Annotated in this window: 10 protein-coding genes and 1 pseudogene; 4 read left to right on the forward strand and 7 right to left on the reverse strand. The window is 65.0% G+C overall.

The window, feature by feature from the left end; all coding sequences use genetic code 11:
• The first annotated feature begins 45 nt into the window (after positions 1-45).
• The gene (locus ACVIGA_RS19325) at positions 46-666 is read left to right on the forward strand and encodes a TetR/AcrR family transcriptional regulator (protein WP_456667592.1); all 621 of its coding nucleotides are present in this window, start codon (positions 46-48) and stop codon (positions 664-666) included.
• 98 nt (positions 667-764) lie between these two features.
• On the opposite strand, the gene ACVIGA_RS19330 is transcribed toward ACVIGA_RS19325, so the two are convergent.
• Positions 765-1,184, reverse strand: a complete 420-nt coding sequence (locus tag ACVIGA_RS19330; RefSeq protein WP_456667593.1) for a hypothetical protein — start codon at positions 1,182-1,184, stop codon at positions 765-767.
• Positions 1,185-1,406: 222 nt separating this feature from the next.
• Here ACVIGA_RS19330 and ACVIGA_RS19335 point away from each other — a divergent pair.
• A pseudogene (locus tag ACVIGA_RS19335) lies at positions 1,407-3,674 on the forward strand (DUF2235 domain-containing protein).
• A gap of 213 nt (positions 3,675-3,887) precedes the next feature.
• Positions 3,888-5,570: a phospholipase D-like domain-containing protein gene (locus ACVIGA_RS19340; protein WP_456667594.1), complete on the forward strand. Its 1,683-nt coding sequence runs from the start codon at positions 3,888-3,890 to the stop codon at positions 5,568-5,570.
• Positions 5,571-5,632: 62 nt separating this feature from the next.
• On the opposite strand, the gene ACVIGA_RS19345 is transcribed toward ACVIGA_RS19340, so the two are convergent.
• Positions 5,633-6,733 carry an LLM class flavin-dependent oxidoreductase gene (locus tag ACVIGA_RS19345; RefSeq protein ID WP_097671068.1) on the reverse strand — a complete coding sequence of 367 codons (1,101 nt, stop codon included), beginning with the start codon at positions 6,731-6,733 and terminating at the stop codon, positions 5,633-5,635.
• 106 nt (positions 6,734-6,839) lie between these two features.
• Positions 6,840-7,478: a TetR/AcrR family transcriptional regulator gene (locus ACVIGA_RS19350; protein ID WP_456667595.1), complete on the reverse strand. Its 639-nt coding sequence runs from the start codon at positions 7,476-7,478 to the stop codon at positions 6,840-6,842.
• Positions 7,479-7,533: 55 nt separating this feature from the next.
• On the opposite strand from ACVIGA_RS19350, the gene ACVIGA_RS19355 reads away from it, so the two are divergent.
• A complete protein-coding gene (locus tag ACVIGA_RS19355; RefSeq protein WP_456667596.1) occupies positions 7,534-9,042 on the forward strand; it encodes an FAD-dependent monooxygenase in 1,509 nt (502 codons plus the stop codon).
• Positions 9,043-9,073: 31 nt separating this feature from the next.
• Here ACVIGA_RS19355 and ACVIGA_RS19360 read toward each other — a convergent pair whose 3' ends face one another.
• The 4 genes from ACVIGA_RS19360 to ACVIGA_RS19375 all read right to left on the reverse strand — a co-directional run bounded on the left by ACVIGA_RS19360 (position 9,074) and on the right by ACVIGA_RS19375 (position 13,908).
• Entirely contained in the window at positions 9,074-10,186 is a 1,113-nt protein-coding gene (locus tag ACVIGA_RS19360) for an NADH:flavin oxidoreductase/NADH oxidase (protein ID WP_456667597.1), read from the reverse strand.
• A 306-nt stretch (positions 10,187-10,492) separates the two neighbouring features.
• Positions 10,493-11,599 carry an esterase-like activity of phytase family protein gene (locus ACVIGA_RS19365; protein ID WP_456667598.1) on the reverse strand — a complete coding sequence of 369 codons (1,107 nt, stop codon included), beginning with the start codon at positions 11,597-11,599 and terminating at the stop codon, positions 10,493-10,495.
• 3 nt (positions 11,600-11,602) lie between these two features.
• Positions 11,603-13,501 (reverse strand): cobaltochelatase subunit CobT, encoded by a 1,899-nt coding sequence (cobT, locus tag ACVIGA_RS19370; protein ID WP_223972147.1) that lies wholly within the window; start codon positions 13,499-13,501, stop codon positions 11,603-11,605.
• Complete coding sequence (locus tag ACVIGA_RS19375) at positions 13,498-13,908, reverse strand: GNAT family N-acetyltransferase (protein WP_095731654.1); 411 nt, start codon at positions 13,906-13,908, stop codon at positions 13,498-13,500. The genes cobT and ACVIGA_RS19375 overlap by 4 nt, the downstream gene beginning before the upstream one ends.
• Between the last annotated feature and the right edge of the window lie 2 nt (positions 13,909-13,910).

The raw sequence follows: 13,910 nt of genomic DNA on the forward strand, positions 1-13,910 counted from the left end.
GCCTCCTATGCCAACTTGAGCAACGCTCAAATCAGTAATACAAAAATGAACATTGTTCAAGAAGAAACGCGGCGCAGCCGGAAAAAACTTCAGCGGCGCACTTTGCTGATCGAGATCGCACGCCGATCCATCGCGACTAAAGGTTTGAGATCATTGAAGGTTCGCGATGTCGCCGAGGCCGCCGGCTGCTCCATCGGCAGCGTCTATAATGAGTTCGGCGACTTCGACGGCCTGATCCTGACCGTGAACCGGGAGACCGTTCAGGCCCTGACCGCCCGGCTCAAGGCAGTCCCGGCCGACGATCCCCTGCACCAGCTGCACGGGCTGGCGGACGCCTATCTCGGCTTCGCCACCGAGCACGCCAATCTGCTGCGCTCGCTGTTCGAGCACCGGATGGAGGACGACCGGCCGTTTCCGGAAGATATCCTGGCGATGGTGATGGATGCCTTCGCGCTGATGCACGCGCCGCTGGTGCGGCTATTGCCCGACCGCGATCCCAACGACGTCGCGCTGCTGTCGCGGATGATGTTCTCTGCGGTCCACGGCATCATTTCGCTCGGCCTCGAGGAGCGCATGGTCGCCGTGCCGCCGGAGATGTTGCGCGAGCGGCTCGCGCAGTTCGTCGACACGCATCTTGCGGGATTGGGCGTCACGCGCGGCGCCTAGAGCGTTTTCGAGCGAAGTGGAGGCCGGTTCGCGTGAAGAAACCGCGTCGACAAGAAACCTGGGCTTCGGCTCTGATGCAATCAGGACCGAAGCTCTGATCACACCCGGGTGCGAGCGATCGTGCCGGCGACGATCTGCATGGCGACACCGAGCACCCAGCCCGTCATGATCGCCGCGGTCCAGGCGATGTCCGGCTCGCTGCGCAGCACGACGACGCCGACCGAGAAGAACGCGACCATGGTCGCGAGGAAGGTGCCGACCGCGCTCAGCAGCTCCGCCGCGTCGATCTTGCGCGTCGAGCTCCCGTCCTTCGGATGGAACAGCTTTGGCGGCGTATCGATGCCCACATAGAAGCCGATCGCACCGCCCAGCATCATGATCAGCAGGAACGCCTGCGAGGTCAGCACCGACACGCTCGAGCCGACATGGATGGCGACGAACAGACCGCTGGCAGCTCCCGCCAGGGCAAGACCGAAGCGCTCCAGGACATGGGCAAATTTTCTGACGCGGCTGCGCATTGCTGTGCCTCATCAATGAATTGCGCCGCTAACAGGCTAGGCCTTTTCGCAGCAGCGCGAAAGGCGTCTCGTCTCACATGGCCGCGACCTCGTGACGCTTTTGTGCGTCAGTTCACATCTGTCGTGGCACAGAATGACTAAATATCGATCCAAGGTAGCAATCGAATCCGCTACCACTACACTGCGCCATCCGCTTCATTCATTTCAGCGAGCGTCTTTTCGATGCCGAGCCCCAAGATCATCATCCTATCCGACGGCACCGGCAATGCCGCTTCCAGCGTCTGGCGCACCAATGTCTGGCGGATATTCCAGTCGCTGGATTTGCAGGGCAACGCGCAGGCCGCCAAGTATGATGACGGCGTCGGCACCTCGAAATTCGTGCCGCTTGCGCTGCTCGGCGGCGCCTTCGGCTACGGCCTCAAGCGCAATATCCTGGATGCCTACAAATTCATCTGCCGCAACTACGACCACCAGAACGGCTCGCAAATCTACCTGTTCGGATTCAGCCGCGGCGCATTCACCGTGCGCACGCTCGCCGCACTGATCCTCGATCAGGGCCTGATCGTCGCCGACACCGAAGCCGAACTGCACGACGGCGCGGTGAAAGCCTATCGTGCGTACCGCGCCGCGGGCTACCACTCGATCTGGCGCATCGAGGTGCTGTTCCGCGCGCTACGCGACTACATCCTCGTGCCGGTGCTGGACCGCCTTCAGCGCAACAAGCCTTATGCGGAGATCGCGCGGGAGCAGGTGCCCGCGATCGAGTTCATCGGCATCTGGGACACCGTCGCGGCCTACGGCCTGCCGATCGACGAGATGACACGCGGCATCTCCAACTGGGTGTAGCCGCTCGAGCTGCCGAACCGGATTCTCAGCCCGAAGGTCAAGTGGGCACGGCACGCGCTGGCGCTCGACGACGAGCGCACGACCTTTCATCCGGTGCTCTGGACGGAGCAGGAGCCGGGACAGCCCGCACCGGCCGTGCCGGCAACGATCGACGGCGAGCGCCTCGTCCAGGTGTGGTTCGTCGGCATGCATGCCAATGTCGGCGGCGGCTATCCGGACGACGCCGTCGCCTTCGTGCCGCTGGCCTGGCTGGTCGACGAAGCCGTCAAGCGCGGGCTCGTGTTCAAGAGCGCGCCGATTGCCGATCCCGATGCGATCAAGGCGATCAAATCCTCCGAGGACAAGGATGGCCGCCTCTACGATTCGCGGGCTGGCCTCGGCGCCTATTACCGGTACGGTCCCCGCAAGGTCGCCGACCTCTGCAACGATCCCTATGCCGGCGTCAGCGTACCGATGCCGAAGATCCACGAAAGCGTGTTCGAGCGGATCGACAGCGGCGCCAATGCCTATGCCCCGATCGGACTTCCGCCGAACTATGTGGTGGTCTCCCGCAGCGGCCAGGTCACACCGCTGGGCTCCACGACGTTTGAAACACCCGTCGGCGCGCCGGCGCGTCATGCCGCGCAGGAGAAGCTGTGGAATTTCGTCTGGATGCGGCGGATCGCCTACTTCGCCACGCTGGCGGCGTCGCTGCATCTGGCGGCGTTCTGGCTGTTCCACAACCAGCACAAGGAGCACGAGTTCAGCTCCTGGTTCAGGATGATTTCAGAGCTGGTGCGCTTCATCGAATCGTTCCTGCCCGCTTCATTTCATTGGTGGACCGATTGGTACGCCGGCAACCCGGAATGGTTCGCCGGCGGCATCGTCGCCGTTTTCGTGCTGATGGGTGTCGGCAGTTCGCTCAGCGCAACGATCAGCGACAGGATGCGGATCATCTGGCGCGAGCGCACGAACCCGACGCCGCTCTCCGGGACCGCGCACGAGGCGATCTACCGATTCCGTACCAGCACGATCTATCAGTGGATCCTCAATGTCGGGAAGCGCCATGTTGTTCCGTTCGCACTGACAGCCATACTGGTCTGGTTCAGCGCAACGCTGCTCAGCCATTTCCTGTTCAATGCCGCGGACTCGATGGGCGCCTTCTGCAAGGGGAGCGCGGCCGACAAGCTCGTCGCCGTCGACAAGGGCATTGCGCAGGATGCGGCCGATTTCGACACCAGCGCGATCTGTGCGCCGACCGGCCTCAAGGTCCGCACCGGGTTCAGTTACGAGATCGCGATCACGATGTCGGAGCCGTGGGAGGACGCCGGGCGCGCGGTGACGCCGATCGGATACCGGACCTCGACCATCGAGGGCGCGAAACGGTGGCGCGGATACGCCACGATCTTCCTGCGGCGCGTCCTGTTCCGGCCGTGGTTCAGGCTGATCGCGCGGGTCGGCGAAACCGGGGTCGACGAGTATTTCCTCGATCCCTTTGCGGCGCCGAACACCGATCCGCAGGTCTACAAGGCAAGGTTCACCGCCGATCGCAGCGGTGAGATCTTCCTCTACGTCAACCAGGCCGTGATCGGCCTGCCCTGGATCTACAAATGGTTCTACGGCGATCACAAGGGCAAGGCGAAGATCACGGTGAAGCTGCTCTAGGCAGCCGCAGTCGCGGCGGACCGGTCCGCACGGCGTGATCCATCCGTGATCCAGCCGATAGTTTCGGTTGCATGCCCTGTTCCATACTCCTCCTGCTAGATGGGCCGCCGGGCGTCCGGAGCGATCCGACATGACATCCCGGATTCCCTGAGCCCTGACGCGCTAGATTCATTTCGACCGGATACTTCTCATCAGTGATTTGGAGGCATCACCATGATTTCCACAATTCACGCATTTCCGACTACCGACGGCATCTTCGTGGTTTGGGAGGTCGCAGCAATGATCCCCGACTGCCTCGGCTTTGCGCTCTATCGTCAGCAGCAGGGCAAGAGCGCGACCGTCGTCGACACCTGGGTCGGGTTCGAGGATCAGGTGCAGGGCCACAAGGCGGGAGATCATCGGCCGAGCACCGAATGGCCGGTGCAGAAGACCAACTGGACCGATTTCCTGGCTCCGGCCGATGCGCCGGTCCGCTACGGCGTCGTCCCGGTGCTCAAGGACGGCGTCACCAAGGTGAAGCCCGCCTACAGTGCGCCGGCGACATGGACCGAATACGTCTCCGCGGCGCCGTCGGGCCCGCTCAAGCCATGGTTCAACCGCGGCACGATCTCGGCACAATGGCTGTCGCGCGCGATCGGCACCACGCCGAAAGCCTCCCAGACGCTGGAGAAGGCGATCTCCACCAAGGGCAACAAAATCCGCGACTTCCTCAAGGGCGAGCTTGGCGCGCGCTTGCTCGCCCTGCTGGCCGGGGCCAAGAAGGACAAAGTCGACGTCTATGTCTCGCTCTACGAGCTCAACGATCCCGAATTGATCGCCGCGCTGACCGCGCTGAAGCGCAAGGCGCATGTCGTGCTCGGCAACAGCACCGGCAAGTCCGACGCCACCGCAAAGGAGACCGAGAAGAACGCCGGCGTGCTGAAGAAGGCAGGCGTCGACATCGTTCGCCGCAAGATCGCGCCGAGCCGCTACGCGCACAACAAGTTTGCGGTGTTCTGTGACGGCGCCAAGCAGCCGAAAGTGGTTTGGACCGGCAGCACCAATTGGACCCGGACCGGACTCTGCACCCAGAACAACAATGGGCTGGAGATCACCGACGACAAGATCGCGGCGGCCTATCACGAGCATTGGAAGGCGATCTACGCCGACGGCAGCAAGTCGCCGAAGGCGCTGGCTGTGGCCGGCGATCACGTATGGCCGTTCACGATCGGCAGGTCGAACATCAGCGTCTGGTTCACGCCGACCACCAAGAGCGGCGATCTCAAGGAAGCGACCAAGTTGATCGAGGACGCCGAGCATGGCGCGGTGTGCCTGATGCTCAATCCCGGCAACAAGGGCCTGCTCGGCCCGATCCTGGAGAAGGCGCAGGACAAGAAGCTCTATGTGCGCGGGGTGCTCAACAACTTCCCGGCGCAGGGCAAGGACAGTCCGAAGGACCAGCTGCAACTGCTGGCCGGCGGCGGTCAGCAGCAGGTCTTCAAGGGCAAGCAGATTGCCGACGTGATCCGGCCCGCCGGCATCGACAAGACTGCCGACTGGTGGCAGCACCAGATCAAGAACACCGGAAAATTCATGATCGCCGTGCACAGCAAGGTGATCGTGCTGGATCCGGCCGGCAAGAACCCGGTGGTCATGACCGGCTCGCACAATTTCTCCGACCGTGCCAGCACCAAGAACGACGACAACCTCGTCATCATCAGAGGCGATTCACAGCTGGCGCTGACCTACGCCGCGCGCATCGTCAGCATCTACGGCCAGTATCGCTGGCAGGCCTGGCGCAACACGCCGGAAGGCCAGAAGGACAAGGGTCTGAAGCGCAGCGATGCCTGGCTGAGCAGCCGCATCGGCAAGGGCTGGGCGCAAATCGAAACCCGGTTCTGGCTCGGCACCGCCTGAGGCCGACGATCCATCATGACATACGGGGCAGCGTTGCCGCTGCCCCGCACTCATCCTCAAGCCTACGCCGCGCGGCCGACCGAGGCGTCGAGATGCTTCAGCTTCGGCAAGACCTCCTGCTTCAGGAGCCGCAGCGAATTGTGCCAGGCTTCGGGCTTGTGCTTGTAGTCGAAGCCGAACACCAGCAAGACGCCGAAGCCGCCGACCTCCTGATAGATCTTCTCGATCTTCTCGGTGACGGTCGCGGGCGAGCCGACGATCCAGTTGTTGCGGGCGCAATACTCGACGGTGACGTCGCTATCGGGCACGTCGGGCGACGCCTTCAGATAATCCTTGAAACCAAAGTGGCCGAGCAGCGGCAGGAAGTACTCGCCCATCATCCGGCCCATCATGTCGCCGGTCGAGAGCTTCCACGCCTCCGCGTCGGTATCGGCGACGAACACCTCGCGCACCATCCGCCAGTCCTTGCGGCTCGGCTTGCGGCCGGTCTTGGCGGCGCCGGCTTCCACCGAGTCCCAGTGACTGCCGACATAGGCCGGGTTGAGGTTCAGGCTCATCGGGATGAAGCCGCGCTCGCCTGCGAGCTTGAGCGTGTCGGAATTCTTCGACAGACCCGCGACGCCGATCGGCGGATGCGGTGCTTGCTGCGGCTTGATGTGCGGCTTGAGGAAATCGAACATCGTGTCCGGCTTGGTCACGGTCCAGAACTTTCCCTTGTGGGTCCACGGAGCCGGCTCGGTCCACATCTTCAGAATGATCTCGAGCGCCTCGCGGGTCATATCGCGGTTCTGACCGGACATGCCGTCGACATTGAACATCGCCCAGTCGCTCGGCAGGCCTGAGGCCGCGACGCCGAAGTTCAAGCGGCCATTCGAGAGATGATCGAGCATCGCAACGCGGTTAGCGAGCTCCGCCGGATGATGATACGGCAGCAGGAAGCCGCCGGGCCCGATGCGGATGTTCTTGGTCTGCAGCAGCGCCTGCGCGATCAACAGATCCGGCGACGGATGCGGCTCCCAGGGCGCGGTGTGATGCTCGCCGATCCAGGCTTCCTGGTAGCCGAGCTCGTCCAGCCACCGCAGCACCTGAAGATCCCAGTCGTGGCCCTCCTTCAGTCCGCACTCCGGCGGATGCGACGGCATCGCGAAGTATCCGAGTTCCATGGGTTTCCTCTCTTTGTTCGATGCGTGTCTTCCGCACGCGCTCCGGAGAGTACCTGCCCCGGCTACGGCAGAACAATGGCTTTGTCGCATGCCGCCCGGTCGGGAATTACGCGTAAGGCGTCCCCTTCAGCATGACCGCGATACCCGAGAAGCTGCGCTCCATGATCTGCAGGAAGGCCTCGCGTGTCGAGGTCGCCGATCGGCGCGCCTTGTGCTCGCGAAGCCCCTCCGCGTAGGCGACGGTCACGGCCGTGACCACCATCGACGCGGCGAGCCGGGCGTCGGCATCGGCGAGCGGCCGCTTGATGGCGCCGGCCAGCACGGCTGCGAGATCGTCGATCAGCTCGTCGCGCATCTCGCGCGCCCGCGCCGAAAGCGCCGGGCTCTCGGCGACGGTGCGCCAGAATTTTGCCGTTGCATCGGTGAATTTCGCGAACGGATGCGCCCGGTCCGCCAGGCTCTGCACCAGCCTGTGCAGCGTCATCAGCGGCGCTTCGCCCGCCGGTCGCTCGGCGAAGGCGGCCTTCAGAATCTGGCGGCTCTCCTCCTCACGGTCGAAGAACAGATCTTCCTTGCGCGGGAAGTAATTGAACACCGTCATCCGGGAGACCTCGGCGGCCTCGGCAATCTCGGCCACCGAGACATTGTCGAAGCCGCGCGCCACGAACAGCTCGGTCGCGACATCCGAGATCGCCTGGCGCGTCGCCTCCTTCTTTCGCTCCCGCAATCCGTCCCGGTTTGACATGGAAGAATTTGTACCATACAAAATATTGTACTTAGTACAAATTTATGGTGACGACGTGACGCGTGAACGAACGGATGTGGTTGTGGTCGGCGCCGGACCGACCGGATTGCTGCTGGCGATCGAATTGACCCTCGGCGGCGCCGACGTCGTCGTGATCGAGCGGCTGGCGGAGCCCGACCAGACCATCAAGGCCGGCGCGATCGGCGCACTCGCCGGCGAGGCGCTGGAGCGCCGCGGCCTCAGTGAGGCGATGGATGCGGTCGAACGCAGCATGGCGGAGGGCATGTCCAGGCTCATGAAGAGCGCGGACGGAGGGGCCGAACTGCCGTTCAAGAAATTCGGCGGTCACTTCTCCGGCATCTTCCGGATCGACCAGACGCGTCAGCGCGAGCCGGACCGGCGGTTACGCGGCGTGAACCAGCAAGCCCTGGAGAAGATGCTCGGCGAGCGCGCCCACGCACTGGGCATCGCGGTCCGGCGCGGCTGCGAATTGATCGATTTCGAGGATACCGGAGACGCTATGCTGGCGAGAGCAAGGGGCGCGACCGGCGATGTCGAGCTGCACTCCGCGTATCTTGTCGGCTGCGACGGCGGCCGCAGCGCGGTGCGCAAGCGCGCAGGCTTCGACTTCCCCGGCACCGAACCGACGCTGACCGGACACCAGGCCATCGTCGACCTCGATCATCCGGATCGTCTACTCCCGGTCGGCTGGCGGCGGACGCCTATCGGCATGATGGCCTATGGACCGATTCCCGGCCGGGTGTTCATGGCGGAGTTCGACGGACCGCCGGCCGATCGCAGCGCGCCCGTGACGCGCGAGGAGATCGAGACCACCCTGCGCCGGATCAGCGGCGCCGACGTCCGTGTCACCGCCGTCAAGACCGCCACCCGCTTCACCGACAATGCGCGACAGGCCGACAGCTATCGCAGGGGCCGCGTGCTGCTGGCCGGCGACGCCGCGCATGTGCACTCGCCGTTCGGCGGGCAAGGCCTCAATCTCGGCCTGCTCGATGCGGTCAATCTCGGCTGGAAGCTTGCGGCGGTCGTCTGCGATCGCATGCCCGAAAACCTGCTCGACAGCTACACGGCAGAGCGGCATCCGATCGCGGCCAAGGTGCTCGCCAACACCCGCGCCCAGGTCGCATTGATGCGGCCCGACGTCATGACGGACGCCCTGCGCGACATCGTCGCCGACCTGATGAGCGGCGACGAGGGCACCCGTTACTTCGGCGAAATGATCAGCGGCATCAAGATCCGCTACGACCTCGGCAGTGATTATCCATCCGTCGGCCGGCTCTCCGGCAATTTCGCGCTCGGCGACGAGGCACACACGACCTTGTTCGATCAGATGGAGGAAGGCAGGGCCGTGTTGGTCGATGCAACTGATGGGGCTGCGTCAGCGATCGCGGCTCGCTGGGACATGTTCGTCCGATGCGTACCAAGGCGCGCCGGCCCGTCGCTGCTGATCCGCCCCGATGCCTGCATCGCCTGGGCGGCCGACGGCGAGGACCTGGCGGGCCTCGACGCCGCGCTCGCGCGCTGGTTCGGACCGGCCATGCATTGATCTCGCGGCGAGGCCGGGGCGAGACGGCGTCTCAGCGCGTCCCGAACGTGGTCCTGCCGAACAGCGCCTTCTGCGTCGAGGGCTGCGAGCGCCAATATTGCTGCGGCGCGCTGACCTCGCCGCCAAGCTCGGCGGCGGCGTGCCAGCCCCAGCGCGGGTCGTAGAGCATGCCGCGGGCGAGCGCGATCATGTCGGCCTTCCCTGAGGTAACGATCTCCTCGGCCTGCTTCGCTTCCGTGATGAGGCCGACCGCCATCGTGGTGATGCCGGTCGCCTCCTTCACCGCCTGTGCCGCCGGCACCTGGTAGCCCGGCCCGAGCGGAATCTTCTGCAGCGGCGACACGCCGCCGGAGGAGACGTCCATCCAGTCGACGCCACGCTTCTTCAGCTCCTTGGCAAATTCGATGGTCTGCGCGAGGTCCCAGGCCCCCTCGACCCAGTCGGTCGCCGACACCCGCATGCCGATCGGCTTGTGATCCGGGAACACCGCGCGCACCGCGTCGAACACTTCCAGCGGGAAGCGCATGCGGTTTTCCAGCGAGCCGCCATAGCGGTCGGTCCGCTTGTTGGCGATCGGCGACAGGAACTGGTGCAGCAGATAACCGTGCGCGCCGTGCAGCTCGAGCGCGTCGATGCCGAGCCGGTCGGCGCGCTTGGCGGCCGCGACAAAGGCCTCGCGAATGCGCTTCAGGCCGGCGTCATCGAGCGCCAACGGCGGCGCTTCACTTTCCTTGTGCGGGACGGCCGACGGCCCAACCGTCTGCCAGCCGCCTTCGGCGATCGGGATCAGCTGCCCGCCCTCCCACGGACGCTGGCTCGAAGCCTTGCGGCCGGCATGGGCGAGCTGCAACGCGACCGCAGCCTTCGAATGCTTGCGCACCGAGGCCAGGATCGGCTTCAGCGCCGCCTCGTTGGCATCACTGTAGAGGCCGAGGCAGCCCGGCGTGATCCGCCCGATATCCTCGACATGGGTGGCCTCGATGCAGAACATCGCGGCGCCCGACAGCGCCAGCATGTTGATGTGGGTGAAGTGCCAATCATTGGCGGAGCCGTCGTCAGCCGAGTACTGGCACATCGGCGAGACCATGATCCGGTTGGAGAGTTTGAGGCTGCGCAGTTCGATCGGGGAGAACAGGGTGCTCATGCGAGGGACATCCGGGATCGGGGAAACGGCCACCACAAGATAGAGGCGGCCGCCGCGATCACCAACAGGCTGGAGCGGCGGAGAGGCCAGGACGCAGAGCAGCAATGCAGACACGGCCTCCGCTCACCCTCCCCTGGAGGGGGAGGGTCGCATCGCATCGCGCGCAGTAAGATGCGATGCGGGGTGGGGTGACAGTCCCTCCACTCGATCACTGTCCGTGTTGAGAGATCACCCCACCTCGGCTCACATTCCGCTGCGCTCCATGTGCGCCGACCCTCCCCCTCCAGGGGAGGGTGAAGAGAAGCCTCACTCAACCAGCGTGAATTGCAGCAGCAAATTGCGCTGGATCAGGGAGAAATTGTCGTCGGAAACCATCGTCAGTACGGTCTCGCCCTCCGCGGTGACATGGGCGTCGATTCCTTCCATGTTGTCGATCTCGTTGCCGAGATCGGCATTGAAGATCGCCGGACCATCGACGACGGCACCGGGCGCGATGTCAGACAAAGCAAGGCGACGGATGCGAATGCCGGCGCCGCCGAGCCAGGAGAATTTCCGCTCCAGGATCAGCAGATCGCCCGACGGCAGCAGGACCGCGTCGCTGATGTCGTAATTCTCGGTTCGGCGCACGCTGAACTGGCCCGGCGCGTTGCCGCCGACCAGGAAGGCGATCAGGTTGCCGCCGGCATCGAGCCCGCGTTCCGAGAACGCGATCAGCGTACCGGCCAGCGGCGGGCTCGCCGGTGTGGCTTTGGGCATGACCTTGGGCACGAAGACGAGCGCCTCGAGCCCCTTGTTGATGGGCAGCTTGCGCGCCGCCGCGGGCAGCGGCACCACCTCGCCGCGCGCGCGGGTGAGGCCCTTGGCGAAATCGTAGCGCAGCACCTGGTTAACCCGCTCGAGCCCGACATAGGCAATCGATCCGTCGAGCGCGAGCGATTCCGAATCGTACCAGCCGCGGGTCGCGGTGATCGGCTTGCCCTGGGCGTCGAGCAGCGGCGCCGCCTCGACATCGTCGAGCCCGGCCATGTCGCGGCCGCGATAGACGATGCGGCCGGTGAACCAGGTGCCCTGGTCGCTGACCGCGATGAAGCGTTCGCCCTTGGCATCGAGCCGCAGCGCGGACAGGCCGCCGAAGCCGGAGAATGACGAGCTCAGGACCAGGCCGCTGCGATATTCCAGCGCGCCGAACCGCACCCGCGAACGATCGCGGATATCGAACGACGGCAGCGGCCGCGCGTTGACCTCGACCGCTGCGGGTTCGTCGACGCGGTGGCGGCCCGGCCTGCCGGGCGGTCCCGGTATCAGCGCCGGCTGGCTCGCGCCCTGTGCTTGGGCAAGGCTCGGCAATGCCGCGGCCGACAGCCCCGCCGCCATACCTCGCAGGACATGGCGACGGCTAAGTGGTGAGCGCATGTCTCACGAGTGGAGGCGGCGCCGCGTGCCCGGTGCGGGCGCCGAGCCGTGAGTCTCGCTGAACAGCTCGGCGAGCTTTTCGGTGATCGCGCCGCCGAGTTCTTCGGCATCCACGATGGTGACGGCGCGGCGATAATAGCGCGTCACGTCGTGACCGATGCCGATCGCGATCAGCTCGACCGGCGAGCGGGTCTCGATCTCCTCGATGATGTGGCGCAGGTGCCGCTCGAGATAGTTGCCGGGATTGACCGACAGCGTGGAGTCGTCGACCGGCGCGCCGTCGGAAATCATCATCAGGATGCGGCGCTGCTCGGGACGCGCAAGCAGACGCTTGTGCGCCCAGTCGAGCGCCTCGCCGTCGATGTTCTCCTTGAGCAGGCCCTCGCGCATCATCAGGCCGAGATTCTTGCGCGCACGACGCCACGGCGCATCGGCCGATTTGTAGATGATGTGCCTGAGATCATTGAGGCGGCCGGGATTGGCCGGCTTGCCGGCCGCAAGCCACGCCTCGCGCGACTGCCCGCCCTTCCAGGCGCGGGTGGTGAAGCCCAGGATCTCGACCTTGACGCCGCAACGCTCCAGCGTACGCGCCAGGATGTCGGCGCAGGTGGCAGCAACCGTGATCGGGCGGCCGCGCATCGAGCCGGAATTATCGAGCAGCAGCGTCACCACGGTGTCGCGGAAGGTCGCCTCCTTCTCATGCATGAAGGACAGCGGATGATAGGGATCGGTGACGACGCGCGACAGCCGCGCCGGATCGAGGATGCCTTCCTCGAGATCGAAATCCCAGGCGCGGTTCTGCTGCGCCATCAGGCGGCGCTGCAGGCGGTTGGCGAGCCGCGCCACGATGCCCTGCAGATGCGCGAGCTGCTTGTCGAGATAGGAGCGCAGCCGCTCGAGCTCGTCGTGATCGCAGAGATCTTCCGCGGCGATCACCTCGTCGAACTTCGGCGCAAACGCATGATATTCCGGGCCGCGCGGCTCGTTCTGGCCGCGGGAATTCGGCCGCGTCGCCTCGCCCGGCGTCTCATCGTCGCCGAGTTCGCCGTCGTCGAACGTGTCTGACGTAGAGGCCTGCGCGCTCTCCATCGCGCTTTCGCTCATCTCTTCCGCAGTGGTCTGGGCCTGATCGGCGCTCATCTCCTGCGCGGCGTCGGAATCAGGCGAGCCCTCGGCGCCGGACTGATCGTTCTCGCCGTCCTGGTTCTCGTCCTGGTCATCGTCGTCGTCGGAATCCATGTTGCGGTCGTCGCCGAGATCGAGCGCAGACAGCAGATCATGGACGAGGTCGCCGAACCTCGCCTGGTCCTCGGCAAAGCGGCTGAGCTGGTCGAGCCGCGAACCGATCTTGTCCTCCAGCGTCGGGCGCCAGAGATCGACCATCTTCTTGGCGGCCGCCGGCGGCGCCATGCCGGTCAGGCGTTCGCGCACTAGCATCGCCAGCGCATCCGACAGCGGCGCATCGGCGCGATCGGTGATCTCGTCATACTTGCCGCGGTGGAAATGATCGTCGAGCATCGCGGTGAGATTCTTCGCAACGCCGGCCATCCGCCGCGAGCCGATCGCCTCGACGCGCGCCTGCTCGACCGCCTCGAACACGCCGCGCGCCTGCGGATTGCCCGGCATCAGCTTGCGATGCACCTTGGGATCGTGACAGGCGATTTTGAGCGCGATCGAGTCGGCGTGGCCGCGCACGATCGCCGCATCGCGCTTGGTCATCTTGCGGGCCGGCTCCGGCAGCCGCGCCTTGCCGGGCGCAAGCCCCGGACGCTCGGCAGCGAAGGAGACCTCGAGCTCCGGCTTCTTGGCGATCGCCTTCAGGCACGCCGACACCGAGCGCTTGAACGGCTCGGTCGGCGCTTCCTTCGATCCGGGACGGAATTTGATATTGGAGGCTGTCATAGCGATTTCGTAAACCAGTGGCGCGTGACGCCGCCGGGATACCCCTCAATCGAACCGAACTCTTTATATCCATTGGCGCGGTAGAAGCCCGGCGCCTGGAAGCTCATCGTATCCAGATAGGATTGCGTGGCTCCGAAGCGCCGCGCCTCGTCTTCGATCGCCTTGATCAGCTTCGCGCCAAAGCCCTTGTTGCGAAACTTCTGCTCCATCCAGAACAGCTGGATGAACAACACCGCGGTCCAGACCTCGCCGACGATGCCGCCGACGATCTCGTCGCCTTGCCGCAGCGAGATGGCGAAGCGCTTGTACTTTTGCTTCCCCATCTTCTCGTTGTTGTAGCGGAGCAATCCGCCGAGCACCGCTTTCTTCGTCTGTGTGACTGTGCGCTCGACGGAGATTTTCGGCATGG

This window comes from Bradyrhizobium sp. USDA 3240 (assembly GCF_054063295.1).